The following is a 24,563-nucleotide window of genomic DNA, read 5'->3' on the forward strand; positions in this document are numbered from 1 at the left end:
CTGCCGTATCCCAATTCTGTCGTATCCCATGGGCACTGACCAGCCTGTGTGCCTCACGGGTGCCCGATTCCATGTCGACGGAGCGCGGGAATCGGACCTTCCGCCCGATCGCCGCACGTCCCGGAGCCGTCGATGCGCTTTGCCGAGCCCTTGATCGAGGCGCGCCTCGTGCGCCGCTACAAGCGCTTCCTCGCCGACATGGAACTCGCCGACGGGTCGCTCGTGACCGCGCATTGCGCCAATCCGGGCGCGATGCTGGGGCTGACCACGGCCGGCGCGCGTGTCCTGCTCTCGCGATCCACCAACCTGGCGCGCAAGCTCGGCTTCTCCTGGGAGCTGGTCGAGGCGGACCTTCCCGGCGGCCCGCAATGGGTCGGCATCAATACGATGCGTCCCAACGCCCTGGTGGCGGAGGCATTCGCGGCGGGCGGCCTGCCGCCGCTGTCCGGCTACACGCGCCTGCGCCCCGAGGTCCGCTACGGGCGGGCGAGCCGCGTCGATTTCGTGGCTGGCGGGGAGGGGATGCCGCCCTGCCACGTGGAGGTGAAGAACTGCCACCTGATGCGCGAGGCGGGACTTGCCGAGTTTCCCGATTGCGTGGCCGCCCGGAGCGCCCGGCACATGGATGACCTCGCGGCGGTGGTGGCCGGGGGCGGGCGCGCCATGGTGATCATCGTGGTGCAGATGTGGGCGGCCCGGTTCGACACCGCCCGCGATCTCGATCCCGCCTTCGACCGGGCTTTTCAGGCCGCGCGTGCGGCAGGCGTCTCGGTGCATGCCCATCGCTGCCGGATCGATCCCGCCGGGATCGTCGTGGCCGACGCGATCCCGGTGGCGTAGGCTTCTCGACACCGAAGATGCCCATGAAGGAGCCCGCCATGGATCGTGACGCGGCCTTTCTTCGCGAGCGGCGCGGCGTGCGGCGCGGGGCCGGTCTCGCCCTGCTGATCGGAGCCGCCGCCCTGGGCCTCGCCTTCGGTTTCGCGCGGCCCTCGGATCCGGGTCTCGGCCCGGGGGACCGCATCGCCTTCGCGCTGCGCGTCGATCTCTGCGTCGTCGGCTGGTTCGCCGTAGCGATCGGAAACGTCGCGCGGCTGCGATTCGCATCGCCCGCGGACATCGGCGCGGGCACCGCCTCCGCGTCCGGGCGGCGCGTGACGATCGCCCGGGCCATCCTCGGGAACACGGGCGAACAGGCCGGGCTCGCGGTGTTCGCGCATTGCCTCGTGGCGGTCACCCTGGATGCCTACGCGGTCCTCGTGCCGGTGCTGGCGGGCTTGTTCTGCGCGGGCCGGCTGCTGTTCTGGCGGGGATACGCGGGCGGGGCCTCCGCGCGCGCCCTCGGCTTCGGACTCACCTTCTATCCGAGCCTGGCCGCCCTGATCATCGCGGCGGCCGCGAGCCTGTCATGACGTCCGCTCGAAGATGAGGTTCAGCCGGGTCCGCGCGATCCGCCGGTATCCATGCTGCTCCAGCAGGGCGGGCAGATCGATCTGCCACTGATCCGTGCCGTTCTCGACGATCAGCAGCACGGGATGGAGCGAGACCGGCGCCGCGCGCAGGAACGGCTCCAGGATCAGGTCCTCCGCCCCCTCCACGTCGAGCTTCATCGCGTCGATGCGCGCGATCCCCTCGCTGCGGGCGAGATCGAGGAGCGTCACCGCCGGCACGCGGATCTGCGCGCCCTCGTTGGTGCCGACGATCTTCAGGCTGGATTCGCCCCGGTTGCGCGGATCGACGAAGAGGGTGAGTTCGCCCGCCTTGTCGGCCACCGCGCAGGCCAGGGCCTTGACCGTCCCGAACGGGTTCTGGGCGATGTTGTAGGTCAGCCGATCGAAGACATCCGGCTGCGGCTCGATGGCGAGGATGCGCGCGCGCGGCCCCGCGAAGGCCGCCACGAACAGCGCGTAGGCGCCGATATTGGCGCCGATGTCGAGGAAGGTGCAGCCGGGCGAGAGCCTCGCCTTGAGGAGGTCACGCTCCTCGGGATCGAAGAATTGCGGGGTGAAGAGGACTTTCTTCTCGCAATTGTTGTTGTACGGGTAGAGCCGCATGCGAGCGCCGTAGCGCTCCACGTCGAGGGGCTCTCCGTGCAGCAGGCCGATCGCGATGCGCCGCAGGAACAGCGACAGCCGCCGCCCGCCCCAGCTTCCATAGGTCAGCCGCCCCGTGCGCTCGGCGATGCGGGCAACGAGGCCGGTGGGTGCGTAGGTGCCGTAAGGCTGCATGTCTTTCATCGCGCCTGCTGATGCCAGGACGCGCGCGCGGCAGCAAGCATGCGGGAGGCCGCGTCCGGCCGGACTTCGCCGTTTCCGGCCGATATCCAGTGCGGGCCTTCGCCCGACCTGTTCCTTTGTGGCAACACCGCGACCCAAACCCGTCCGCGACGACCCGATCTGCTCGAAATGTAGGCGGATGCACAAAGGATAGCTTTGCCGCAACGCGAAAGCTTTGAGACCTTGGGCGCAACGCAGATTCCTCCACAGAGTTCCGACATGGCCATGAACCGCTCGCTCCTCGCCCTCTCAGCCGTGCTGTTGTCCTCTGTCTGTGCCTACGCAGCGGACCTGAAGGCGCCCGTCGCCCCGGCGCCCCCGCCGGCGGCCTGCAAGGCCGAGATCACGTTCCCGGCCTATGGCGGCGTCATCAAGCAGAACCCGAACCCGGCCTGCCTGACCATCGGCGGCCTCGGCGACATCTATGTCGGCGGCGCGGTGAGCGGCTACTTCTACACCCAGACCAACCCGTCTTCCATCGTGCTGCCGGGCATCGCCGCCGATCGCGCCGCGCGGGTCGACTTCTCGAACCTGATGGGCTTCATCCAGAAGGCCGATGGTCCGTTCCAGTTCTACGCTGCCTTCGGCGCCTACACGATCCCGGGCCTCGGCGCGCCGATCTTCAGCGCGTTCGACCAGACCAACCTGCTGTTCTCGCCGGCGCCGATCGTCTTCGGCAAATACGTGATCAACGACAACTGGTCGATCCAAGGCGGCCGCATGCCGACGCTGATCGGCTCGGAGCTGCCCTTCACCTTCCAGAACCTGAACATCTCGCGCGGCCTCCTCTTCGCCCAGGAGAACGTGATCAACCACGGCGTACAGATCAACTACGCCGATGGACCGTGGTCGGCCTCGTTCGCGGCGACGGACGGGTTCTTCTCGGGTGAGATCAACTGGGTCACCGGGGCGATCACCTACAAGATCGACGCCGCCAACACGATCGGCATCAACGGCGGCACGCACTTCTCCAGCTACACCCGGTTCGACTTCTCCGACCGTAGCCTGCGCAATCAGTTCACCACCCCGCAGACGCTGCAGAACAGCAGCATCGTCAGCGCGAACTACACCTACGCCGATGGCCCCTGGATCGTGACGCCGTACATCCAGTACACCAATGTCGAGCGCAACGATTTCCTTGTCCTCGCAGGGGCTGAGACCTTCGGCGCTGCGGTCCTGGCCAGCTACGCCTTCACGGATAACTTCGCGCTCGCCGGCCGCGTCGAGTACATCACCCAGAGCGGAACCCGCGGGAACTTCGCCGGACAATCGAGCGTCCTGTACGGCCCCGGCAGCTCGGCGTTCTCCTTCACGGTGACGCCGACCTTCACCTTCGACCGCTACTTCCTGCGCGGCGAGTTCTCGACCGTTCAGCTCTACGACACCAGCACCATCATCCCGGGCGTCCTCGGCACCGGCTTCGGCCGCAACGGCCTGAAGACCTCGCAGGAGCGCTACATGATCGAGACCGGCATCACCTTCTGATCCCGGTATCCCAACACGCGTCCTGAAACACGGCGGCGGGGCAACCCGCCGCCGCTTTCATTTTCAGCGGAGCGTCACGCCAGGGCTTTCGTCGGCGCGCCCGACAGTCCAATGAGGCGGTCACCATGCCCCGACCGATAAGGCCCGAGCCCATGCAGACCTTCGATTCCGACGGCGTCGCCATCGCGTATATCGACGTTCCGGCCGTGGGCGGGTCCGGCGATCCGGTGCTGCTGATCCACGGCTTCGCCTCGAATCACGCCGTGAACTGGGTCAACACCCTCTGGGTCCGCACCCTGACTCAGGCCGGGTACCGCACCATCGCGTTCGACAACCGGGGGCATGGCGAGAGCCAGAAGCTCTACGATCCGGAGGCCTACGGCTCCGACACCATGGCCCAGGACGCGCGCCGCCTCCTCGACCATCTCGGCATCGGCCGCGCCGACGTGATGGGCTATTCGATGGGCGCGCGCATCAGTGCCTTCCTCGCCCTCGACGCGCCGGAGCGGGTGCGCTCGGTGCTCATCGGCGGCCTCGGCCTGCACCTCGTGGAGGGCAGGGGCCTTCCGGACGGCATCGCCGAGGCGCTGGAGGCGGAGCCCGGCGCGCCCGCCCCGAACCCCACGGCCGCCGCCTTCCGAACCTTCGCCGAGCAGACGAAGAGCGACCTGCGGGCGCTCGCCGCCTGCATGCGCGGCTCGCGTCAGGCCCTGTCGCGCGCCGAGGTGGCGCAGATCGAGATGCCGACCCTCGTCACCGTGGGCACCCTCGACACGGTCTCGGGCTCGGGGCCGGCGCTCGCCGCCCTGATCCCCAACGCCACGTCCCTCGAATTGGCGAACCGCGACCACAGCACCGCCGTCGGCGACCGGGGACACCGGACCGGCGTGCTCGAATTTCTCGCCAAACGGGCCTGAAGCTCAGCTCTTCAGGCGGTAGCCGGTCCGGAAGATCCAGGTCACGCCGGCCAGACACAGCGCGAGGAAGACCAGCGCCATGGCGAAGCTGATGCCGACGCCGACATCCGAGGTGCCGAAGAACGCCCAGCGGAAGCCGCTGATCAGGTAGACCACCGGGTTGGCGAGGCTCACCGCCCGCCAGAACGGCGGCAGCATCTCGATGGCGTAGAAGCTGCCGCCGAGGAAGGTCAGCGGCGTCACGATGAGGAGCGGCACCAGTTGCAGCTTCTCGAACCCGTCCGCCCAGAGCCCGATCAGGAACCCGAACAGGCTGAACGTCACCGCCGTGAGGAGCAGGAACAGCACCATCACGAATGGGTGCTCGATGCGCAGCGGCACGAACAGGGCGGCGGTGGCGAGGATGATCAGGCCGATCAGGATCGACTTCGAGGCGGCGGCCCCGACATAGCCGAGCACGATCTCGAGGGGCGAGACCGGCGCCGAGAGGATCTCGTAGATCGTGCCGGCGAAGCGCGGGAAGTAGATGCCGAACGAGGCGTTGGCGATGCTCTGGGTCAGGAGCGAGAGCATCATCAGGCCGGGCACGATGAAGGCTCCGTAGGGAACCCCGTCCACGGAGGCGACGCGCGAGCCGATGGCGGCTCCGAACACCACGAAGTAGAGCGAGGTGGCGATGACCGGCGCGACGATGCTCTGCAGGGCCGTGCGCCAGAAACGCGCCATCTCGAAGCCGTAGATGGCGCGGACCGCGTACCAGTTCATGCGCGTTCCTTCACGAGGTCGACGAAGATCTCTTCGAGCGACGATTGGCTGGTCTGGAGGTCGCGGAAGCGGATGCCGGCCTCCGCGAGGTCGGCCAGCAGCGCCGTGATGCCGGTGCGCTCGCCCTTGGTGTCGTAGGTGTAGACGAGGTCCTGGCCACCCGGCTTCAGAACGAGATCGTGCCGCGCCAGCGCCGGGGGCAGGGCGACCAGCGGCTCCTGCAGGTTCAGGGTCATCTGCTTCTTGCCGAGCTTGCGCATCAACTCGGCCTTCTCCTCCACCAGGATGATCTCGCCCTTCCGGATCACCCCAATGCGGTCGGCCATCTCCTCGGCCTCGTCGATGTAGTGCGTGGTGAGGATGATGGTGACGCCCTTGTCGCGTAACGAGCGCACCAGGCGCCACATGTCCCGCCGCAACTCCACGTCGACGCCGGCCGTCGGCTCGTCGAGGAAGAGGATGCGGGGTTCGTGGGAGAGCGCCTTGGCGATGAGCACCCGCCGCTTCATGCCCCCCGACAGGGTCATGATCCGGGAATCGCGCTTCTCCCAGAGGGAGAGGTCACGCAGCACCCGCTCGATATGCGCCGGGTCCGGTTTGAGGCCGTAGAGGCCGCGGCTGAAGCTCGTCGTCGCCCAGACCGTCTCGAAGGCGTCGGTGGTGAGTTCCTGCGGCACGAGGCCGATCAGGCGGCGCGCCTTGCGGTAATCGACCGCGATGTCGTGCCCGCCCGCCAGGATGCGGCCCGCGCTCGCGGTGACGATGCCGCAGACGATGCTGATCAGCGTGGTCTTGCCGGCGCCGTTCGGGCCGAGGAGCGCGAAAATCTCCCCCTCGGCGATGTCGAGGTCGATGCCGTCGAGCGCCTTCAGGCCCGAGGCGTAGACCTTGGACAGGTTCTGGATCGAGATGATCGGCGGCATCGGGACTCCGCTGCGGCGTGGCGCCGGCCCCGTCGGACCGGCGAGAAATGGAAAAAGCCGCCTCGCGGCGGCTTCTCGACGTTCTCGGAGTTTGGAGGCCTCAGGCCCGCAGGCGGGTCCGAACCTCGCCGAGGCTCTGGCGGACGAGACCTTCAGCGGCCTCGCCCTGCATGCGCTCGCGCAGGATCACCTCGGAGACCTTCACGGCGGCGTCGGCGGCGGCGGCGCGGACCTGGGCGCTGGCCTGGACCTCGGCCTGGGCGATCTTGGTCTCGGCGGACTTGGTCCGGCGGGCGATGAATTCGTTCAGGCGGGCATGGCCCTCGTCGGCGATGCGCTGAGCCTCCTCGCGGGCGGAGGCGACGATGGCCTCGGCCTCACGCTCGGCATCCGAGCGGCGCTTCTTGTAGTCGGCGAGCACGCCGGCCGCTTCCTCGCGCAGGCGGCGGGCCTCGTCGAGCTCGTGCCGGACGCGCTTGGCGCGGCCGTCCAGGCCCTTGGTGATCTGGTTGAAGCCGCCGACCTTCCAGACTACGGCCATGAACAGGACGAAGGCGACTGCGACCCAGAATTCGGCTTCCAACAACATGCTCGTCGTCCCAACTCGATGGTGTCCGGCGAAAACCCCGGGGCTCCGTGGCCCGTGGATCGCCGGTCAGGGATGGTTTGGCGTCCGGCCTTCAGTGCGGCAGCGCGACGCTGTCGAGGGCCTTGGCGAGGGCCGCCTCGTCGGGCGTACGGCCGGTCAGGCGCTCCACGATGGCCGCGGCGGTCTCACCGGCGATGCCGCGAACGTTGCCCATGGCCTCCGCCGTGCGGGTGCGCAGGGTGACCTCCGATGCGGCGATGCGCGCATTGAGCTCGGCCTCCAGGGCCTTGCGCTTGGTCTCGGCTTCCTGCGTCAGGGCCGTGCGGGTCTCGAGGGCGATCGCCTGCGCCTTGGCCTGCGCGTCGCTCAGGGATTTCTCGTAGGCCGCTCCGGCGGCGTCCGCCTCGACCTTCAGGCGCTGGGCCTCGTCGAGGTCGCCCGACAGGCGCACGGCGCGGTCGTGCAGGATGGCCTGGATGCGCGGCAGCGCGATCTTGTCCATCAGGTAGTAGAGCAGCCCGAAGGCCAGCGCGAGCCAGATCAACTGGGACGCGAACGTGTGGCTCTCGAAGGGCGGGAAGCCGCCACCGTGCTCGGCGGCCGGCGTCGCGGCGAAGCCTTCTTTCAGTGCGGTCGAGTGGGCCGGCTGAGCCATGACGTCCTTCGCGTAAGATCATGAGAAGGGACCGGACGCCTGGGCCATCCCTCGGGGAGGCGGCGTCCGGTCCGGTATCGGTTCGCGGTCCCGGGGACCGCGAGGACGCCTCAGACGGCGAACAGGAGCAGCAGCGCGACGAGCAGCGAGAAGATGCCGAGCGCTTCCGTCAGGGCGAAGCCGAGGAGCAGGTTGCCGCGCTGGCCGTCGGCGGCCGACGGGTTACGGAGCGCGCCGGCGTAGAATTGGCCGAAGAGGTTGCCGAGGCCGATGGCGGCACCCGCCATGCCGAGACAGGCGAGGCCGGCACCGATGTACTTGGCAGCTAAGGGATCCATCAAATTGCTCCTGATGTCCGTGTCGTCGTTGCGTGGAGAGAAATCCGGCCGCGACGGCGGACCGGGGACGGAAGGGGGTGTCCCGGCCTCGGCGGCCGGGATGCACCGGCCTCAGTGGCCGGGATGCAGCGCGTCGCTGAGGTAGATCGAGGCGAGCGTCGCGAAGACGTAGGCCTGCAGACCGGCGACGAGGAATTCGAGGGCGGTGACCGCGACGCTGAGGGCCAGCGGCAGCGGCGAGATGGCGCCCCAGGCCCCGGCGGCGAGCAGCGCCGGCACGAAGCCCGCGAAGATCTTGAGCGCGATGTGGCCGGCCAGCACGTTGGCGAAGAGACGAACCGCGAGGCTGATCGGGCGCGAGATGAACGACACGATCTCGATGGCGACGATCATCGGCATCAGCCAGCCCGGGACGCCCGACGGCACGAACACCTTCAGGAACTTCGTGCCGTGGGCCATGAAGCCGTACACGATGACGGTGCCGATCACGAGGAACGCCAGCGCGAAGGTGACGATGATGTGGCTGGTCACCGCGAAGGCGTAGGGGATCATGCCGAGCATGTTCAGCACGAGGACGAACATGAAGAGCGAGAAGATCAGCGGCATGAACCGCTCGGAGCCGTGGCCGGCGGACTGGCGCAGGGTCGAGCCGATGAACTCGTAGAACACCTCGGCCATCGACTGCATGCGGCCGGGCACCACCGAGCGGCGGGCGGTGGCCACCACGGTGATCAGCGCGATGATCCCGACGGCGGCGAACATGTACAGGGCAGACTGCGTGAACGCGATCTCCTGGTTGCCGATATGACCGAAGGAAACCAGCGGCTTGAGCTCGAACTGGTGGATCGGATCCATCTTTACGGCCATTGCCGCTCCCGCCCTTCTGAATCTCGGCCGGCCGAACGGCCTGCCACCACCGGTGCCGCGTGCGCGGCATTCGTAAAGTCCGGTCGGGCCGCGCGAGCGGCCTTTCCCGTCGGACCCCTCACGGGTCCCGCTTCTTGGCCGGCGCCGTCGAGAGTGCTCCCGAGACGCGCATGACGTTGTAGACGCCGGTGACGAAGCCCAGCATCAGCAGGACGATCAGACCCCAGGGCTTCGTCCCGAGGTAATGATCGAACATCCAACCGAGAATGCCCCCGGCCAGGACGCCCGCGATGAACTCGGTCGAGAGCCGCATCGCCTGGCCGAGAGGAGAAGGCCCGGCCGCAGGGCCGGAACGCGTGGAAGGATCGGGAGGGGCGCTGGGCCGCTTCCGCTCGATCTGCGTCTCAAGACGTTTGAGCCTCTGGGAGAGGTCCGCGTCCAGTGCTTTCTTCCGCCCGTCCCCGCCTTCGTCGCCCGCTTCGTTGCCGCTCACGGCGAGAACTCACATTGGCGAGAGGGGAGGGAACCGGCTGGAACGCCTCCTTCAGGCGCGGCGCACCATAGTTTCGCCCACCTTGAGTGTCAAGGCGCCCCCAACACGACGTAACATCCTGTCAAACCACGAGAAAACGATCGTTTTCCACTCCGCCCGGCCGTTCGTCGGTCTCGCGAGAACGACGTCCGGTCTCGGACCGTGGGGACGGCGCTCAGGCGCCCAGGATCGGCTTGATGACCTTCTCCATGCCCTCGATGGTCATCTCGCCCTTGAAGCGCTCGCCGTTGATGAAGAACGTCGGCGTCGAATCGACCTTGAAGGTGTCCATGCCCTTCTGCTTCACCGCGTTGACGGCGCCGTAGAGCTTCTGGTCCTTGAGGCAGGCCTCGAACTTCTCCTTCGAGAAGCCGGCCTGGCGCAGCATCTGCTCCATGGCGTCCACGGGCGATTGCGGCTTCTGGACGTAGGCCCAGGCGGGCTGCTGATCGAAGAGCAGGTCGGTGATGGGGTAGTACTTCGCATCGCCGTCGCAGCGCGCCAGCATGAAGGCGGCGGTGGCCAGCGGGTCGAGCGGGAACTCGCGGAGCGTGAAGCGCACCTTGTTGGTGTCGATGTAGCGCTCCTTCAGGGCCGGCCAAGTGAACTTGTGGAAGGCGGCGCAGTGCGAGCAGGTCATCGAGGCGTACTCGATGATCGTGACCTTGGCGTCCTTCGGGCCGAGCCAGACGTCGCCGAGGGGGCCGGGCTCCATCAGGGTCGAGAGGTTCGCGTCCTCGGCCAGGGCCGGGAGGCTGAACCGGGGCAGGAGAACGGCGGCACCGACCGCAAGGCCGGTGGCTTTCAGGGCGTCGCGTCGGGTGATCATGATCGGGACGGGCTCCGCTCGCGGACAAATCTTCTCGTGAGCGATGCGGTAGAATCCTGCAGGCGTCCTGACAAGACGGCTGTGAGCGGGGCTAACGCTTGTGTGTGGTGGCAACGATCGCCGTCCCGAGGCGATCGAGGGCGTCGCGCAGGGCGTCGTGCTCGATGACCCGGACCGCGAGCGCCACTTCGCCGCGGCGGACGGGATCGACCACCGGGGGCGGGGGCCGCCGCCCCACCCGGTCGACGCGGCCCTGGCGCATCACGATCCGGCCGACGCAGGCCCAGCCGTAATGCGCGTTGATGCGCTGGATCACCACCGGGGCGAGGTGCTGGAGTTCGAGGGCGAAGACGCCCTCGACCCGGACCACGAGGGTGCCGGGATCGGGGCGGCCCTCCTCCTCGCGCCGGCGCCGGCGCGGCCATTCCAGCTTCGAGGGCTGGCAGTAGCGGGACAGGCGCTCGCCGACGATCTCCGGCCAGGCGGACAGGATGTCGGTGGAGGCGAAGCCCTGCGCGGCGAAGGCCGGGCCGATGCAGTCCTCCAGCAATTCGGCGAGGGGTTTGACACGCGCCATGCGCTGCTTTCCGTGGGTCCGACCGGGGCGGGTCCGCGCATCCGATCCTGGATTGCCGTTGATGCCCCCACAAGGGTTAGCACGCGGTTCCGACGGGCCGAAGCCGCCTTCCGCGACGGACGCACCGCACGTCCGGCCTTTGAAGGCGGGGTCCGGAAGGCTATGGACGGACATCCCCATCCCGCGCCGGTGCCCGTGTCCCAGACTCAAGCCTCAGCCCCCACGGCCGCGGACCTCCTGACCTGGTACGACCGGCACCGCCGCGTCCTGCCCTGGCGCGCGCTGCCCGGCGAGACCCCGAACCCGTATCGGGTCTGGCTGTCGGAGGTGATGCTGCAGCAGACCACGATCGCGGCGGTCAAACCCTACTTCCAGAAGTTCCTGGAGCGGTTTCCCACCGTGGACGCCCTGGCGGCGGCGCCCGAGGAGGCGGTGATGTCGGCCTGGGCGGGGCTCGGCTACTATTCCCGCGCCCGCAACCTGCATGCCTGCGCCAAGGCCGTGGCGGCGGCCGGCGGCTTCCCCGATTCGGCGCCGGCCCTGCGCCAGCTGCCGGGAATCGGCGCCTACACGGCGGGCGCCGTGGCCGCCATCGCGTTCGACCGCCCCGAGGCGGCGGTCGACGGCAACGTCGAGCGGGTGATGACGCGGCTCTTCGCGATCGAGACCGCGCTGCCGGCGGCCCGGCCCGAGATCCGCCTCGTGACGCAGGGGCTGGTCCCGACGAAACGCCCCGGCGATTTCGCGCAGGCCGTGATGGATCTCGGCGCCACCATCTGCACGCCCAAGCGCCCCGCCTGCGCCCTCTGCCCCTGGATGGCGCCGTGCCGGGCCCGGGCGCTCGGCCTGCAGGAGACGTTTCCCCGCAAGGTGAAGGCGGCCAAGGGGACCTTACGCCGGGGCGCCGCCTTCGTGGCGATCCGGAGCGGGGACGAGGCGATCCTGCTCCGCACCCGGCCGCCGGAGGGCCTGCTCGGTGCGATGGCGGAGCCGCCGATGAGCCCGTGGGAGCCGGATTACGACCCGGCCCAGGCGCTCCTCGACGCGCCCCTCGACGCGCGCTGGAAGCGCCTGCCGGGGCTGGTGCGCCATGGTTTCACACATTTCCCGCTCGAACTGACGGTGTTCTGCGCCCGCGTCGCGCTCAGCACGGCGACACCGCCCGGCATGCGCTTCACGCCGCGCCGCGAACTCGACGACGAGCCCCTGCCGGGCGTGATGAAGAAGGTGATCGCCCATGCCTTCGACCCGAAGCCCGAACCGGTGAAGGCGGGCAGGCCCGGCCGGCCGAAGGCGATGCGGATGGTGGCGGACACGCCGCTCTTCGCCGAGCCCGAACCGGAGCCGGCCGGGCCGCAGCCGAGCTTCCGCCCCGTGCCGAAGCCGGCGCCGCGCGCCGCCCCTTCGGCACCACCCGAGGGAGAAGCGCTCGAGGACGATTTCGCGGAGTCGCCGGAGATCTCGCCGGCGACGCCGCGCAAGCGCGGCCGGCCGAGAACGCGAAGGTGAGAGGGGGAGCACGAACCCTCACCCCTCTGCGGGGGAGGGTGCCCACGGAGTGGGCGGGAGAGGGGAACGACGTTTCCGGAAAGGTCACACCCCTCATCCGACCCGCTGCGCGGGCCACCGTCTCCCGCAGGGGGGAGAAGGAATCCGAGCTTGATCCGGCTGCCGTTCAGGCCGCCGACCCCATGGCCGCCCGCATCTTCGCCCGGAAGATGTCGATCAGCACCGGCCGGCCCTCGCGGGTGGCGTGCCAGAAATCCCAGCCGTTGCAGGCGGGAAGCCCCTGGACCAGGGCGCCGATCTTGTGGATCGAGCCCGTGGCGGGACCGGTCATCAGAGTGCCGTCGGGGCGCACGATGGCGCTGTGGCGGCCGCGCGCGTCGGTCAGGGTCTCGCCGGCGCGGATGTGCCCGGCCTCGATCACGCTGAGGAAAGCGACGCGCGGCTCGGCGCGCTTGGTGGGCGCTACCAGCAGGGCGGCCTGCGAGAGCGGCTCGACGGCGTCGATGCGGGCGCGGGCCGCGTCGGCATAGACGGTCTCGCGCTCGATGCCGATGAAGCGGCGGCCGAGGCGCTTGGCCACGGCGCCGGTCGTGCCGGTGCCGAAGAACGGATCGAGCACCACGTCGCCGGGATTGGTCGCCGACAGCAGGGTGCGGGCGAGCAGCGCCTCGGGCTTCTGGGTCGGGTGGACCTTCTGGCCGTCGGCGCCTTTCAGGCGCTCGTCGCCGGTGCAGAGGGGAATGAACCAGTCCGAGCGCATCTGGACGTCGTCGTTGCCGCCCTTCAGCGCCTCGTAATGGAAGGTGTAGCCCTTCGATTCCGCCGAGCGGGAGGCCCAGATCAGGGTCTCGTGCGCGTTGGTGAAGCGCTTGCCGCGAAAGTTCGGCATCGGGTTGGCCTTGCGCCAGACGATGTCGTTGAGGATCCAGTAGCCGAGGTCCTGCAGCGCGGACCCGACCCGGAAGATGTTGTGGTAGGAGCCGATGACCCACAGCGTCGCGTTCGGCTTCATCACGCGGCGCGCGGCGGCGAGCCATTCGCGGGTGAAGGCGTCGTAGGCCGCGAAGGTCGAGAACTTGTCCCAATCGTCGTCGACGGCGTCGACGCGGCTCTGGTCGGGCCGCAGCAGCGACCCCTCTCCGAGCTGGAGATTGTAGGGCGGGTCGGCGAAGACGCAGTCGACGCTGGACGCCGGCAGGGCGTTCATGGCCGCGATGCAATCTCCGACGAGGATCTCGTCGAGAGGAAGACGCTGAACGGGGGGTACGAGACCCATCCGCGGCGCCGACACGGGCCGCCCGGTACGCGAGACACTTTTCCGGGCGACGGTGTCGGCAACCGCGGTACGCAGGGAAGCCATGGCAAACACCGGTTACGCGACTGACCGGCGGACCTTGGGGCCGTTAACGTAAAGGCCGGGTTGCCGGGTTGCGGAGAATGCGTCTCGATTTGGGGCTGCAATTTTTGCCGGGTCGGTCCTGCGATCGTCGATCGAAGACGTTTTCAATGATCGTGATGCCTTAATCTCCGATGACCAAGAACACCTCAAGATCACGCTCAAGACGATTCAATACACGTGAACGGGCAGGGGACGCATGCCACCACGGCCGAACCAGCCGGGAACCCGGGTCCTCCGAACGTTTGGAGAAAATTCGTCTCTTCTGCTTCCTTCCTGTCTCGAACAGGGCAGGGTTACGCTCAGCGCATCGCTAGTTTCGTCTCCCCGCACCCATGGGTTGCAGAGAACGGCCCTATGGCGGGTGACTCCGGTCCCGCAACAATCCATCCGACGAGATGGAACACCGCGCGATTACTCAACAATATCCCATCCCGCAACCAGAGATTAAAAAAGCTTATAGCCTCAAAAAAGGCAACGTTCGCCACATTCTACGGGTCTCATTTTGGCCCCGATCCGCTTCATTTTGCCGGTCGTCCGAAACAACAAAGGGAATGCGGATGACCATCAAGCCTGTTCGTGGAGCCGTTGCCATCATGGGAACCGTCGTGACACTTGCCGCCGTTCAGCCGGCCAGCGCCCAGAGCGGCGCCGCCTCCTGGTACGCGAGCGGCCACCGGACGGCGAATGGCGAGCGCTTCAATCCGAACGGGATGACCGCCGCCCATCGCAGCCTGCCGTTCGGTACCCGTGTCCGGGTCGAGAACAAGCGCAACGGCCGCTCCGTGGTGGTTCGCATCAACGATCGCGGGCCCTTCGTGCGCGGTCGGATCATCGATCTCGCCAAGGGCTCGGCCCGCGCGCTCGGCATGGGCGGCACGACCTACGTCTCCCTGCGCGTCGTCGACTGAGCCAATTGGGCCGGTCGGCGTTGTGCGAAGGACCGGCCGGCCCCATCTCGTCGGCGGAACCGAGAGCTCAGGACCCCATGGCAAAGCCGCTGATCGTCGAAATCCCGCATGACCTCGGGCTGGCGGAAGCCCGCCGCCGCATCGCGGATGGCATCACCCAGGCCGACGGGCTGTTCACCAAGGCGGGCATCGCCGTCGAGAAGATGGCCTGGACCGATGATCGCCTCGATTTCGCGATGGCCGCCATGGGCCAGAAGGTGGACGGACAGGTGGATGTCCGTCCCGAGACGGTCCGCGTCGAGGTCCGGCTTCCGCTCCTGCTGGCCCTGTTCGCGCAGCAGATCCAGAAGAAGGTCGGCAAGGAGGGCAACCTCCTGCTGACCAAGAAGTAGCGTCCGACGCACGCGGGCGCCGCCCGCGGGAACCGCACTCTCGGACGGACCGTTCCACCGGTCCGTTCCTTCAGGTTGCGAGAGGCGCAAACGATGTCGAATCCCGGACCGATCCCGGAAGCACCGGTGCCCGAGACGCCCTACGAGGCCCCGCAGACGCCTGCGCCCGGGCCTGACACGCCCGGCACCGACGTGCCGGGCACGACCCCCACCGAGGCCCCGGATGTGACGCCCACCGAGATTCCGGTCAACGATCCGGATATTGGCCCGGCTATCGCCCCGGACCCGATGCCGACGGGGCCGGCCAATCCGACGATGTGAGCACGTCCCGATCGCGGGTTCGTTCGCGAGCCCCGATTGCGGGTTTGTTCGGGAGCACGGTCGCTGCCATAAGCCGGCCCCATGGCCGCTCCTCCGCTCCTCACCCTCCAAGACGTCGCGCTGACTTTCGGCGGGACACCGCTCATCGCCCAGGCCGAACTGGCGATCTCGCCCGGCGAGCGCACCTGCCTCGTCGGGCGCAACGGCTCGGGCAAGTCCACGCTGATGAAGATCGCCGCCGGGCTCGTGGAGCCGGACAAGGGGGCACGCTTCGTCCAGCCCGGCACCACGATCCGCTACCTCGCGCAGGAGCCGGATTTCTCGGGGTTCGACACGACCCTCGCCTTCGTCGAGGCGGGCCTCACCCAGGGCGACGAGGCGTATCGCGCCCGCTACCTGCTGGAGAGCCTCGGCATGACCGGGGCGGAGGATCCGGCGCGTCTGTCCGGCGGCGAGGGCCGGCGGGTCGCCCTCGCGCAGGCGCTGGCGCCGGAACCCGACATCCTGCTGCTGGACGAGCCCACCAACCATCTCGACCTGCCGGCCATCGAGTGGTTGGAGGCCGAACTGAAGAGCGTGCGCGGCGCGCTCGTGCTCATCAGCCACGACCGGCGCTTCCTCTCGGCCCTGTCCAAGACCACGATCTGGCTCGATCGCGGCGTCACCCGCCGCATCGAGCAGGGCTTCTCCACTTTCGAGGCGTGGCGCGACGCCTTCTTCGAGGAGGAGGAGCGCGACCGGCACAAGCTGGAGCGCAAGATCGCCGACGAGGAGCACTGGCTGCGCTACGGGGTCACCGCGCGGCGCAAGCGCAACGTCCGCCGCCTCGGGAACCTGCACGCCCTGCGCAAGGAGCGCCGCGACGACCGCCGCCCGGTCGGCACCGCGACGATGACCTCCACCGAGGCCGAGAGTTCGGGTGCCCTGGTGATCGAGGCCAAGCACGCGGCCAAGGCCTACGGGACACGCCGGATCGTCGACGACCTCTCGCTGCGGGTGATGCGGGGCGATCGCCTCGGCATCGTCGGCGCGAACGGCGCCGGCAAGACCACGCTGATCAACCTGCTCACGGGGCAATCGGCCCCCGATTCCGGCACGGTGGCGCTCGGCACCAACCTCAAGATGATGCTCCTCGACCAGGCCCGCGCGGTGCTGGAACCGACCATGACGGTGACCGAGGTGCTGACCGGCGGCAGCGGCGATTTGGTGATCGTCGGCGGCGTCAGCCGTCACGTCATCGGCTACCTCAAGGACTTCCTGTTCGCGCCCGAGCAGGCGCGCACCCCCGTCAGCGTGCTCTCCGGCGGCGAGCGCAACCGCCTGCTGATCGCCCGGGCCCTCGCCCAGCCGGCCAACCTCCTCGTCCTCGACGAACCGACCAACGACCTCGACCTCGAGACCCTCGACCTGCTGCAGGAGATGCTGGCGGATTATTCCGGCACCCTGATCCTGGTGAGCCACGACCGCGACTTCCTCGACCGCGTCGTGGGCAGCGTGCTGGTCAGCGAGGGGGAGGGCCGCTGGGTCGAGTATGCCGGCGGCTACACCGACATGATCGCCCAGCGCGGGGAGGGCGTGCAGGCCCGCGCAGCATTCCGGGCGGGCAAGGCGGAAGCGCGGGGCGAGGCAAGGGAGCGCGCGAAGGCACCGGACGCGGCGGGCAAGGACTCTTCGGGCAAGGATTCTGCCGGTAAGCTGAAGCTCGGCTTCAAGGACCAGCACGAACTGAAGACGCTGCCGGACCGGATGAAGAAGCTCGAATCCGACATCGCCAAGCTGCGCGAGGTCCTGGCCGATCCCGGCCTCTACGCCCGCGACGCGGCGCGCTTCTCCAAGGCCTCCGACCTCCTGAGCCTCGCCGAATCGGAACTGTCGAAGGCGGAGGACCGCTGGCTCGAACTGGAGATGCTGCGCGACGCGTGAGGCGCGACCGAAAGCGGGTCCCGGCCTTCATGATGCCGTGAAGCGGGTGTGATGTCGGTGGCGATGCGCGCGCCGCGCAGGATCGCCCGCCACCGGAATCCGACGTGCCCGCCTCCGCATTCCGAGACCGTTGCCGCCGTATCGGCTGGGCCGCCGGCCTGCCCGGCCTCGCGCTGATCCTCGGCCTGTCGGCGGTCTGGACCACGCCCCGCATCGAGGCACGGCTCGCGGCCCGGGCGGACGCGATCGCGCGCGAGACGGCGGAGCCCGGCGCCGAGCCATGGCTGCGCGTCACGGCCGAGGGCCGCGACCTCGCCGTCAGGGGCGAAGCCCCCGATGCCGCGACCCGCGACAGGGCCCACGAACGCCTCGCGCGCATCGACGGCGTGCGCCGTCTCGTCGGGCCCGTCGGCGTGGTCGAGCCCGCCTCGCCCTTCACCTGGGTGGCGACCCGCGCCAAGGACGGGATCGACCTCACCGGGTTCCGCCCGGCGGAGATCGGCGCCCTCGCCCTGGCCGAACGGCTCGAGCCCGCCCTGGAGCCCGGAACGCGCCTGCGCGACCGCGCCCACGCCGCCCTCGGGGCTCCGCCGGACTTTGTCGTGGCCGCGAGCTACGCGCTGGCCCGCCTGCGGGGCCTCACCCCCGGAAGCCGGGTGATGCTGGAGGACACGCGCCTCTCCGTGATCGGCGAGGCGGCCACGGTCTCCGACGAGGAAGCCCTGCGGGCCGCCCTCGCCGACCTGCCGAACGGCTACAGCCCCGGCCGGATCGAGATCCTGCCGGCTATGGTTCCGGATTTCCGCTTCGTGGTGACGCGTCCGCCCGGCGGCGGCATCGACCTCTCGGGCCACGTGGTCTCGGAGGCCGCGCGCGGCGTGATCCGGGGGGAGGCCGCGCAGGTCTCCGAGACGGGCCGGATCGAGGACCGGATGCGCACCGCGCGCGGTCTGCCGCCGGGCGTCGACCCGACCGCGATGGCGCGCTTCGCCCTGCAACTCGCGGCCCTGATGCAGGAGGGCAGCGTCACCGTGGCCGACGCGTCCGTCTCGCTGAGCGGCGTCGCCCTCGACGCCCAGGCTCTCCCCGAAATCGATGCGCGGATGCGCGACGCGATGCCGGCCGGCCTGACGCGCGGCGGCGTCGCGCTGACCACGCGTCCGCTCTCGCCCTATCGGGTCGGTCTCCGCCGCGAGCCGGAGGCCGTCACCGTCACCGGCCACCTGCCGGATGCCGGCACCCGGGAGGCGCTGCTCGCGACCTTACGTGCCCGGCTGTTTCGCGAGCGGCTGGTCGACCGCACCCGCCTCGACCAGGCTGCGCCGGCGGGGCTGACTCCCGCGCTGCAAGCCGCGGCGGGGTCGCTCATGCTGCTGGCCCGCGGCGAGGTGCGGATCGCCGACCGCTCCGTCAGCCTGACGGGCGAGAGCCTCTACCCGCAGAGCGCCCGCCGCGTCGGCGACGCGCTCGCTGCCGCGATGCCAGAGGGCTGGACCACGGACGTCGCGCTGACCACACCCGGAGAGACGCCGGCACCGAGCCCCGATGCCTGCGCAGAGGCACTGAGCTCCAGCCTGACCGGCCCGGGCCCGATCTTCTCGCCCGCCAGCGCGACCCTGAAGCCGGACTTCTACCGGCGCCTCGATGCGATCGCGGCGCTGGCCAAGCGATGCCCGTCCCTGCGTCTGATCGTGACGGGCCATGGCGATCCGACCGGAAGTCCGCCGGCGCCGAAGCCCGTTCTGGACACGGCGGTGGAGAGCACGGCCTCGCTGGAGGCGGGCAAGGATGCGGCCAAGCCTCAGGGGGCCAAATCCCAGGGGGCCAAGCCCCAGGAATCCAAGCTCCAGGAGGCCAAGCTCCAGGAGGCCAAGCCTCAAACGGGTAAGTCGCCGGTCGCCAAGGGACCGACCGATAAGGCCTCGGCCGGCAAACCATCCGCCGAGAGGAAGGCCGCAGACGCCAACCAGACCAAGCCGGAGGCGAAGCCGGCCGAGCCCGAACCGGATCTGGCGCAGCAGCGCGCTCTCGCCATCGTCGAGTACCTGCTCCAGGCGGGCCTCCGTGCCGACCAGATCGCGGCCGCGCCGCCCGGAACGGTCCGGCCGGCCGCTCAGGGCGTCGGCTTCGCGCTCCGCTCCTGACGCATCTCACCGAGGCAGACCCGTGACCCTCCTGGCGACCCTGCTCTGGCCGTTCCTGGCGCTGAGCCTCCTCCTCGGGACCGGCATCGGCTGGCTCGCGGGCCTGCCGCGAACGCGGGCGGCCCGCTGGGGCGCCATCGCCCTGGCCGTCGCCGCCTGCGTGACCTGCGGTCTCGCGGCATCGGGGACCGTCGGGGGACGGGCGGGATTCTGGATCGAGGGCAGCGCAATGCTGCTCGGCGCCTACCTCGTCGGTGCCGCCCTGGCCGCCGGTGTCACGCATCGCGCGGGGTCTCGGCCATGACGTCAGCGTTGCATCCCCGTCACAGTCGGGCCGAAATCCCAACTCTCCCGACACATTCAGGGAGACTTTCCGACCGTTCGATCGTTCTCCCTGAGGCTTCGCCGCATGCGGGTGACGATCTTCGCCTGGTGCGGGCAATGGAATCGGCGATCAATCGACGCGATGACGGATCATAGAAACCGAGCCGAGACCGTGGATCTGTCGTCTTGCGACCGGGAGCCGATCCACGTCCTCGGTGCGATCCAGCCCTTCGGGTTTCTCGTCGCCGTTTCGCCCGACTGGATCGTGGTCCGGGCGTCCGAGAATGCCGCGCGCTGGCTCGGGCATTCCGACGCCGACCTCCTCGGTCTGCCCCTGTCCGATCTCATGGACGCCGAAGCGATCCACCTGATCCGGGGTCACCTCCAGGCCCTGCGCGGTCCCGATGCCATCGACCGGATCTTCGGCACCGCCCTGCAGCCGGGCGGGTCGTCCTTCGACATCGCCCTGCACATCTCGGGCGGCAGCATCGTCATCGAGGCGGAGCCGAGCGTCTCCGAGCACCTCGATGCCGGCAACCTCGTGCGCAGCATGGTCGGGCGCCTCCAGCAGACCGTCGGCTTCGACCCGTTCTGCCGCGAGGCCGCGCGCCAGATGCGGGCACTCACGGGATTCGACCGGGTCATGGTCTACCGCTTCGATCCGGACGGGTCGGGCGCGGTCATCGCCGAATCCGCCCGATCGGGCCTCGCTCCCTATCTCGGGCTGCACTACCCGGCCTCCGACATCCCCAAGCAGGCGCGCGCGCTCTACGAGCGCAACTGGCTGCGCATCATCGCCGACGTCGAGGCGCCGCCCGTCGCGGTGCTTCCGCAGCGCGACCCCGAGGGACATCCCCTCGACCTGTCGATGAGCACCCTGCGCACGGTCTCGCCGATCCACATCGAGTACCTGCGCAACATGGGGGTCGCGGCCTCCCTGTCGGTGTCGATCCTGCGCGGCGGCAAGCTCTGGGGCCTGTTCGCCTGCCACCACACCGAGCCGCGCCACATCTCGCTGGAGCGCCGCACCGGCGCCGAATTGTTCGGGCAGATGTTCTCCCTGATCCTGGAGAGCCGGGAACGCGAGGCCGAGACGGCCTACGAGGCGAGTTCGCGCGCCCTGCACGACCGGCTGATGGGCGCCCTGGCCTCCGGCGGCACCAGCCTGGAGAACATCACCGGCTTTCTCGACGACATCGCCGGCATCGTCACCTGCGACGGCATCGGGGTCTGGGTGAACGGCGAGGTCACGCTCCGGGGCGCGACACCGACGGCCGAGGAATTCGCCGGGCTGGTGCGCTTCCTCAACCGGACGGCGACCAGCCGGGCCTTCGCGACCCACGAGATCGGCGCCGTGCATCCGCCGGCGGCGGACTACACCGAACGGGCCGCCGGCCTGCTCGCGGTGCCGATCTCACGGGCGCCGCGCGACTTCCTGGTGTTCTTCCGCCGCGAGATCGCCCGCACCGTGACCTGGGCCGGAAGCCCGGAGAAGCCCGTGACCCTCGGCCCCAACGGCCTGCGCCTGACGCCGCGCAAGAGCTTCGAGGCCTGGACCGAGGTCGTGCACGGCCAGTCGCTGCCCTGGAGCGCCGTGGACCTGCGCATCGCGGAGGCCCTGCGCATCACGCTCCTCGAAGTCATCCTGCGGCTGACGGATTCCGCCGAGAAGGAGCGCAAGACGTCGCAGGAGCGGCAGGAACTGCTGATCGCGGAACTGAATCACCGCGTGCGCAACATCCTCAACCTCATTCGCGGCATCGTCGCGCAGAGCCGGTCGGGCACCGACAGCGTCGAGGATTTCGCGGGCGTGATCGGCCAGCGGATCCAGGCGCTGGCCCGCGCGCACGACCAGATCACCACCACGAACTGGGGACCGGGTTCGCTGCGCGATCTCATCGCCCTCGAGGCGGAAGCCTATCTCGGCGAGCGGGTCGAGCGGGTCCGCCTGAAGGGGACGGACGTCCTCCTCGAACCGCAGGCTTTCTCGACCCTCGCCCTCGTCGTCCACGAACTGATGACGAACTCGGCGAAGTACGGCGCGCTCTCGGACACGAGCGGGCAGGTCGAGGTGGCCTGGGAGCGCGATGCGGCGGAATGCCTCGTCGTCCACTGGCGCGAGAGCGAGGGCCCCCCCGTGAAGCCCCCGACCCGGCGCGGCTTCGGCACCACCCTGATCGAGCGCTCCATTCCCTACGAGCTGAAGGGAGAGGCCGAGATCACCTACGAACTCACGGGCCTGCGCGGCCGCTTCGTCGTGCCCGCGCGCTACGTCCGGGCCGCGCCCGTCGCGCCGGCCCAGCCGCAGCGCGGGCGCGAGAGCACGCCGGACCTCGACCCGATCGCCCTCTCGGGGACGGTGCTGGTGGTCGAGGACAACATGATCATCGCCCTGGAAGCGGAGGAGATTCTCGCCTCCCTCGGGGCCAGGGCAGTGGACATGGCCGGTTCGGTCTACGAAGCCCTGCGGCAGATCGAGGCCTCGCGCCCGAGCTTCGCCCTCCTCGACGTCAATCTCGGCTCGGAGACGAGCCTGCCCGTGGCCCGGCACCTGTCGAAGATCGGCGTGCCCTTCGTCTTCGCCACCGGCTACGGCGAAAGCTTCCGCATCCCGCCCGAACTCGGGACGGTGGCGATGATCAAGAAGCCCTATACGGCCGACACCCTGCGCCGGGCCCTGGCGAGCGGCGCGGGCCGGGTCTGATACCCGGTTTCGACGCGCCCGCCCCATCGGTCGGTCTCATCGCGGTCCGGCATAGCCCGCCGCCTGGGCAGCCTCGAACAGCGCGAAGGCGCGCAGGGCGCCGCGGATCGCGTCCGCGTGCTCCGAGACCGGATGCAGGCCGAGCCATGCGGCGAAGCTCGGCCAGAGGCGCTGGCCCTCGCCGTGACGCAGGAAGCGGGCGTTCTCGCGCACCACCGGATCGGGACTGGCCAGGACCTGCCGCAGCAGAACCTGACCGCCGAGACGCGATCCCTCCAGGACGTACAGCAGACCCGGCGCCTCGGCGCCGGACAGGGTCGGCGGCAAGGCCTCCCCCGAATCTCCGGCATCGGCGATGCCCAGCCCCGACAGGTCCGCGCGCAAGGCTCCGGCGCGCCGGCGGGCGGACCAATCCGCCGGAAGGCGCCTCGCATCCGCTCCGTCGAGCCAGGCTTCGAGCGGCGCGAAGGCCGCGTTCATCGCCGTCAGGAACCTCGCGTAATCCGCGCGGCGGGTGAGATCGTGGGCGGCGAAGCCCGCATCGAGGCGGCGATGCGCGGCTTGCGTCGCATCCCTCAGGACGAAGCGCAGATCGCCGGGCCGCATCTCCGCCGCCGCCGCCTCGACGCGAGACCCCGTCGTCATGCCCATGCTCTCGTCCCGCTCATGCCCTCGTCCCATCCATGCCTCGACCCGCCCATCCCTTGTCCAGCCCATGCCTCGACCCGTCGCATTCCCGAGGGCCGCCGCCGCTCTAGATGGCGGTCATAGACGATCCGGACGTCCGGCGCAGGGTCTGGGCAAAGCCCTTCGCGTCACGGATGTCGCCGGCTTCGCCATCGGGCGGAGGCGCCCTTCGGCTCAGGATTCCCCATGTGGCTCCTCTACGGCCTGGCCCTGCTGGCCGGCATCGCCAATGCCGTGCAGTCGGGCACGAACGCGACTTTGTCCAAGAGCCTGGACCAGCCCTTCGCGGCCGCGATCGTGGTCTCCCTGGTCGGCGGCGCGACCCTGCTCGTCGTCGGGCTGATCCTCGGCCGGTTCGCCCTGCCGAACATGGGCGCCATCCGGTCCGTGCCGCCCTGGGCCTGGTTCGGCGGTGCGATGGGTGCGCTTTTGATCCTCTCGCAGCTCTTCGTGGCGCAGCGAATCGGCGCGGCCCCCTATCTCGGACTGCTCATCACGGCGGGCGTGATCACCTCCATCGTCCTCGACCATTTCGGCTGGGTCGGCTTCGAGCGACATCCCGTAAGTCTCTGGCGCGTCCTCGGCGGGCTGCTCATGGCCGGGGGCATCGCCCTGGTGGCGATGTTCTGAATCGCACGCCGCCGCCTTGGCCCGTGGTCGCGGCCGGGAACGGCTCAGCCGGGTCCCGCGTCGATACGGGGATCCCCTCCGTCACGGTCCGACCTCCAGCATCGCCCAGTCTCAAGGCCGCCATGAACATCTTCCAGGATATCGTCTCTCGCTTCAGCCAGACCGTCACCGCGTATGCCGGCGACAAGGCGCTGATGCAGGCCATGGTCTCGGCGACGGCCAACGTGATGGTCGCCGACGGCGAGGTCGCGAGCGAGGAGTTCGACACGGCGCTGGCGGGCATGCAGGCCAACCCCATCCTCGAGAAGGGCTACGATCGCCTGATGCTCGAGAGCGAACTCTACGAGGGGATCGCGCGGGCGCGCACCCGCGCCGGCCGGGCGGAGAACCTGCGTCGCGTCGCGGCCATCGAGGGGCGCGCCGCGGAGGAGCGCGAGGCCGCGTTCCTGATCGCGGCGGACGTCGCCGACCTCGACGGCATCGCCGAGGTGGAGGCGCGCGCCCTCGACGAGATCGCGGCGGCGCTCGGCCTCGACAAGGCGGCGCTGCTCGCCGCATCCCCGGTCCGCCGCCCCTTTCAGTAGCGCGCGTCCCGGACCGATTCAGCAAAGCCCTTGATCAAAGGACGGCGAGCCTCTAAGCGGGCCCCCGTCTTTCGCCCGGCTCGACATCGCGTCGAGCGACAGCCCGGGTGACCGCTCGTGTGAGCTTGCCGCAGGAAAGAGACGATGGCCAAAGAGAAATTTGCGCGTACGAAGCCGCACTGCAACATCGGCACGATCGGTCACGTCGATCACGGCAAGACGTCGCTGACGGCGGCGATCACGAAGGTTCTGGCCGAGACGGGCGGGGCGACGTTCACGGCGTAC

At 69.5% G+C, this 24,563-nt stretch carries 27 protein-coding genes; 15 read left to right on the plus strand and 12 right to left on the minus strand.

Annotated elements, in window-relative coordinates:
* Nucleotides 1-132 precede the first annotated feature (132 nt).
* Both sfsA and MKK54_RS01585 read left to right on the plus strand, forming a co-directional pair.
* Nucleotides 133-840 (plus strand): DNA/RNA nuclease SfsA, encoded by a 708-nt coding sequence (sfsA, locus tag MKK54_RS01580; protein WP_244008755.1) that lies wholly within the window; start codon nt 133-135, stop codon nt 838-840.
* A 38-nt stretch (nt 841-878) separates the two neighbouring features.
* On the plus strand, nt 879-1,412 hold the full coding sequence (locus MKK54_RS01585; protein ID WP_244008756.1) for an MAPEG family protein: 534 nt from the start codon (nt 879-881) through the stop codon (nt 1,410-1,412).
* Here MKK54_RS01585 and MKK54_RS01590 read toward each other — a convergent pair.
* A complete protein-coding gene (locus MKK54_RS01590; RefSeq protein ID WP_244008757.1) occupies nt 1,407-2,237 on the minus strand; it encodes an FkbM family methyltransferase in 831 nt (276 codons plus the stop codon). The genes MKK54_RS01585 and MKK54_RS01590 overlap by 6 nt on opposite strands.
* Nucleotides 2,238-2,495: 258 nt before the next feature.
* Between MKK54_RS01590 and MKK54_RS01595 the strand changes: the two genes are divergently transcribed.
* Both MKK54_RS01595 and MKK54_RS01600 read left to right on the plus strand, forming a co-directional pair.
* Entirely contained in the window at nt 2,496-3,761 is a 1,266-nt protein-coding gene (locus MKK54_RS01595) for an outer membrane beta-barrel protein (RefSeq protein ID WP_244008758.1), read from the plus strand.
* 152 nt (nt 3,762-3,913) lie between these two features.
* Nucleotides 3,914-4,678, plus strand: coding sequence for an alpha/beta fold hydrolase (locus MKK54_RS01600; protein WP_244008776.1), 765 nt, complete (start codon nt 3,914-3,916; stop codon nt 4,676-4,678).
* A gap of 3 nt (nt 4,679-4,681) precedes the next feature.
* Here the strand turns inward: MKK54_RS01600 and MKK54_RS01605 are convergent, their stop codons facing one another.
* The 9 genes from MKK54_RS01605 to MKK54_RS01645 all read right to left on the minus strand — a co-directional run bounded on the left by MKK54_RS01605 (nt 4,682) and on the right by MKK54_RS01645 (nt 10,753).
* Nucleotides 4,682-5,443, minus strand: coding sequence for an ABC transporter permease (locus MKK54_RS01605; RefSeq protein ID WP_244008759.1), 762 nt, complete (start codon nt 5,441-5,443; stop codon nt 4,682-4,684).
* Nucleotides 5,440-6,366: an ABC transporter ATP-binding protein gene (locus MKK54_RS01610; RefSeq protein ID WP_244008760.1), complete on the minus strand. Its 927-nt coding sequence runs from the start codon at nt 6,364-6,366 to the stop codon at nt 5,440-5,442. Before MKK54_RS01610 ends, MKK54_RS01605 begins: the two co-directional genes overlap by 4 nt.
* Before the next feature lie 100 nt (nt 6,367-6,466).
* Nucleotides 6,467-6,952: an ATP F0F1 synthase subunit B gene (locus MKK54_RS01615; RefSeq protein ID WP_244008777.1), complete on the minus strand. Its 486-nt coding sequence runs from the start codon at nt 6,950-6,952 to the stop codon at nt 6,467-6,469.
* A gap of 94 nt (nt 6,953-7,046) precedes the next feature.
* A complete protein-coding gene (locus MKK54_RS01620; protein WP_244008761.1) occupies nt 7,047-7,610 on the minus strand; it encodes a F0F1 ATP synthase subunit B' in 564 nt (187 codons plus the stop codon).
* A gap of 110 nt (nt 7,611-7,720) precedes the next feature.
* Nucleotides 7,721-7,948, minus strand: a complete 228-nt coding sequence (locus tag MKK54_RS01625) for a F0F1 ATP synthase subunit C (RefSeq protein ID WP_018044493.1) — start codon at nt 7,946-7,948, stop codon at nt 7,721-7,723.
* A 111-nt stretch (nt 7,949-8,059) separates the two neighbouring features.
* Nucleotides 8,060-8,815, minus strand: a complete 756-nt coding sequence (locus MKK54_RS01630; RefSeq protein WP_238282203.1) for a F0F1 ATP synthase subunit A — start codon at nt 8,813-8,815, stop codon at nt 8,060-8,062.
* Between the two features lie 118 nt (nt 8,816-8,933).
* Nucleotides 8,934-9,308, minus strand: a complete 375-nt coding sequence (locus MKK54_RS01635) for an AtpZ/AtpI family protein (protein WP_244008762.1) — start codon at nt 9,306-9,308, stop codon at nt 8,934-8,936.
* Between the two features lie 214 nt (nt 9,309-9,522).
* Nucleotides 9,523-10,176 (minus strand): thioredoxin domain-containing protein, encoded by a 654-nt coding sequence (locus MKK54_RS01640; RefSeq protein WP_244008763.1) that lies wholly within the window; start codon nt 10,174-10,176, stop codon nt 9,523-9,525.
* A gap of 91 nt (nt 10,177-10,267) precedes the next feature.
* On the minus strand, nt 10,268-10,753 hold the full coding sequence (locus tag MKK54_RS01645) for a DUF721 domain-containing protein (protein ID WP_244008764.1): 486 nt from the start codon (nt 10,751-10,753) through the stop codon (nt 10,268-10,270).
* A 162-nt stretch (nt 10,754-10,915) separates the two neighbouring features.
* On the opposite strand from MKK54_RS01645, the gene mutY reads away from it, so the two are divergent.
* A complete protein-coding gene (gene mutY, locus MKK54_RS01650) occupies nt 10,916-12,262 on the plus strand; it encodes an A/G-specific adenine glycosylase (protein WP_409564107.1) in 1,347 nt (448 codons plus the stop codon).
* 166 nt (nt 12,263-12,428) lie between these two features.
* Here the strand turns inward: mutY and MKK54_RS01655 are convergent, their stop codons facing one another.
* Nucleotides 12,429-13,622 (minus strand): site-specific DNA-methyltransferase, encoded by a 1,194-nt coding sequence (locus tag MKK54_RS01655; protein WP_409564108.1) that lies wholly within the window; start codon nt 13,620-13,622, stop codon nt 12,429-12,431.
* Between the two features lie 632 nt (nt 13,623-14,254).
* Between MKK54_RS01655 and MKK54_RS01660 the strand changes: the two genes are divergently transcribed.
* From MKK54_RS01660 to MKK54_RS01690, 7 genes are all read left to right on the plus strand, one after another.
* Nucleotides 14,255-14,569 (plus strand): septal ring lytic transglycosylase RlpA family protein, encoded by a 315-nt coding sequence (locus MKK54_RS01660; RefSeq protein ID WP_409564109.1) that lies wholly within the window; start codon nt 14,255-14,257, stop codon nt 14,567-14,569.
* Between the two features lie 77 nt (nt 14,570-14,646).
* The gene (locus tag MKK54_RS01665) at nt 14,647-14,961 is read left to right on the plus strand and encodes a polyhydroxyalkanoic acid system family protein (protein ID WP_244008767.1); all 315 of its coding nucleotides are present in this window, start codon (nt 14,647-14,649) and stop codon (nt 14,959-14,961) included.
* 126 nt (nt 14,962-15,087) lie between these two features.
* Nucleotides 15,088-15,282, plus strand: a complete 195-nt coding sequence (locus tag MKK54_RS01670) for a hypothetical protein (RefSeq protein ID WP_409564110.1) — start codon at nt 15,088-15,090, stop codon at nt 15,280-15,282.
* Nucleotides 15,283-15,363: 81 nt separating this feature from the next.
* The gene (locus MKK54_RS01675) at nt 15,364-17,205 is read left to right on the plus strand and encodes an ABC-F family ATP-binding cassette domain-containing protein (protein ID WP_244008768.1); all 1,842 of its coding nucleotides are present in this window, start codon (nt 15,364-15,366) and stop codon (nt 17,203-17,205) included.
* Between the two features lie 104 nt (nt 17,206-17,309).
* A complete protein-coding gene (locus MKK54_RS01680; RefSeq protein WP_244008769.1) occupies nt 17,310-19,349 on the plus strand; it encodes a hypothetical protein in 2,040 nt (679 codons plus the stop codon).
* Nucleotides 19,350-19,371: 22 nt separating this feature from the next.
* Nucleotides 19,372-19,653: a hypothetical protein gene (locus tag MKK54_RS01685; protein ID WP_244008770.1), complete on the plus strand. Its 282-nt coding sequence runs from the start codon at nt 19,372-19,374 to the stop codon at nt 19,651-19,653.
* A gap of 162 nt (nt 19,654-19,815) precedes the next feature.
* The gene (locus MKK54_RS01690; protein ID WP_244008771.1) at nt 19,816-22,377 is read left to right on the plus strand and encodes an HWE histidine kinase domain-containing protein; all 2,562 of its coding nucleotides are present in this window, start codon (nt 19,816-19,818) and stop codon (nt 22,375-22,377) included.
* A 36-nt stretch (nt 22,378-22,413) separates the two neighbouring features.
* On the opposite strand, the gene MKK54_RS01695 is transcribed toward MKK54_RS01690, so the two are convergent.
* Nucleotides 22,414-23,022, minus strand: a complete 609-nt coding sequence (locus MKK54_RS01695; RefSeq protein ID WP_244008772.1) for a biliverdin-producing heme oxygenase — start codon at nt 23,020-23,022, stop codon at nt 22,414-22,416.
* A gap of 228 nt (nt 23,023-23,250) precedes the next feature.
* On the opposite strand from MKK54_RS01695, the gene MKK54_RS01700 reads away from it, so the two are divergent.
* The 3 genes from MKK54_RS01700 to MKK54_RS01710 form a co-directional block, all read left to right on the plus strand.
* Nucleotides 23,251-23,694, plus strand: a complete 444-nt coding sequence (locus MKK54_RS01700; RefSeq protein ID WP_244008773.1) for a DMT family transporter — start codon at nt 23,251-23,253, stop codon at nt 23,692-23,694.
* A 122-nt stretch (nt 23,695-23,816) separates the two neighbouring features.
* Entirely contained in the window at nt 23,817-24,278 is a 462-nt protein-coding gene (locus MKK54_RS01705; protein ID WP_244008774.1) for a tellurite resistance TerB family protein, read from the plus strand.
* A gap of 144 nt (nt 24,279-24,422) precedes the next feature.
* Nucleotides 24,423-24,563, plus strand: a 141-nt coding sequence (locus MKK54_RS01710) for a GTP-binding protein (RefSeq protein WP_244008527.1), incomplete at its 3' end; no start/stop codon positions are given.

Source organism: Methylobacterium sp. J-068, assembly GCF_022829445.1.
Classification (GTDB): Bacteria; Pseudomonadota; Alphaproteobacteria; order Rhizobiales; family Beijerinckiaceae; genus Methylobacterium.

What these genes read in the sequence shown, in the direction of transcription:
- sfsA (WP_244008755.1), top strand. Translation starts at nt 133, where the DNA reads ATGCGCTTTGCCGAGCCCTTGATCGAGGCGCGCCTCGTGCGCCGCTAC.
- MKK54_RS01590 (WP_244008757.1), bottom strand. Translation starts at nt 2,237, where the DNA reads ATGAAAGACATGCAGCCTTACGGCACCTACGCACCCACCGGCCTCGTT.
- MKK54_RS01595 (WP_244008758.1), top strand. Translation starts at nt 2,496, where the DNA reads ATGGCCATGAACCGCTCGCTCCTCGCCCTCTCAGCCGTGCTGTTGTCC.
- MKK54_RS01645 (WP_244008764.1), bottom strand. Translation starts at nt 10,753, where the DNA reads ATGGCGCGTGTCAAACCCCTCGCCGAATTGCTGGAGGACTGCATCGGC.
- MKK54_RS01655 (WP_409564108.1), bottom strand. Translation starts at nt 13,622, where the DNA reads ATGGCTTCCCTGCGTACCGCGGTTGCCGACACCGTCGCCCGGAAAAGT.
- MKK54_RS01630 (WP_238282203.1), bottom strand. Translation starts at nt 8,815, where the DNA reads ATGGCCGTAAAGATGGATCCGATCCACCAGTTCGAGCTCAAGCCGCTG.
- MKK54_RS01585 (WP_244008756.1), top strand. Translation starts at nt 879, where the DNA reads ATGGATCGTGACGCGGCCTTTCTTCGCGAGCGGCGCGGCGTGCGGCGC.
- MKK54_RS01695 (WP_244008772.1), bottom strand. Translation starts at nt 23,022, where the DNA reads ATGACGACGGGGTCTCGCGTCGAGGCGGCGGCGGCGGAGATGCGGCCC.
- MKK54_RS01625 (WP_018044493.1), bottom strand. Translation starts at nt 7,948, where the DNA reads ATGGATCCCTTAGCTGCCAAGTACATCGGTGCCGGCCTCGCCTGTCTC.
- MKK54_RS01690 (WP_244008771.1), top strand. Translation starts at nt 19,816, where the DNA reads ATGACGGATCATAGAAACCGAGCCGAGACCGTGGATCTGTCGTCTTGC.
- MKK54_RS01705 (WP_244008774.1), top strand. Translation starts at nt 23,817, where the DNA reads ATGAACATCTTCCAGGATATCGTCTCTCGCTTCAGCCAGACCGTCACC.
- MKK54_RS01640 (WP_244008763.1), bottom strand. Translation starts at nt 10,176, where the DNA reads ATGATCACCCGACGCGACGCCCTGAAAGCCACCGGCCTTGCGGTCGGT.
- MKK54_RS01605 (WP_244008759.1), bottom strand. Translation starts at nt 5,443, where the DNA reads ATGAACTGGTACGCGGTCCGCGCCATCTACGGCTTCGAGATGGCGCGT.
- mutY (WP_409564107.1), top strand. Translation starts at nt 10,916, where the DNA reads ATGGACGGACATCCCCATCCCGCGCCGGTGCCCGTGTCCCAGACTCAA.
- MKK54_RS01610 (WP_244008760.1), bottom strand. Translation starts at nt 6,366, where the DNA reads ATGCCGCCGATCATCTCGATCCAGAACCTGTCCAAGGTCTACGCCTCG.
- MKK54_RS01660 (WP_409564109.1), top strand. Translation starts at nt 14,255, where the DNA reads ATGGGAACCGTCGTGACACTTGCCGCCGTTCAGCCGGCCAGCGCCCAG.
- MKK54_RS01600 (WP_244008776.1), top strand. Translation starts at nt 3,914, where the DNA reads ATGCAGACCTTCGATTCCGACGGCGTCGCCATCGCGTATATCGACGTT.
- MKK54_RS01700 (WP_244008773.1), top strand. Translation starts at nt 23,251, where the DNA reads ATGTGGCTCCTCTACGGCCTGGCCCTGCTGGCCGGCATCGCCAATGCC.
- MKK54_RS01665 (WP_244008767.1), top strand. Translation starts at nt 14,647, where the DNA reads ATGGCAAAGCCGCTGATCGTCGAAATCCCGCATGACCTCGGGCTGGCG.
- MKK54_RS01675 (WP_244008768.1), top strand. Translation starts at nt 15,364, where the DNA reads ATGGCCGCTCCTCCGCTCCTCACCCTCCAAGACGTCGCGCTGACTTTC.
- MKK54_RS01620 (WP_244008761.1), bottom strand. Translation starts at nt 7,610, where the DNA reads ATGGCTCAGCCGGCCCACTCGACCGCACTGAAAGAAGGCTTCGCCGCG.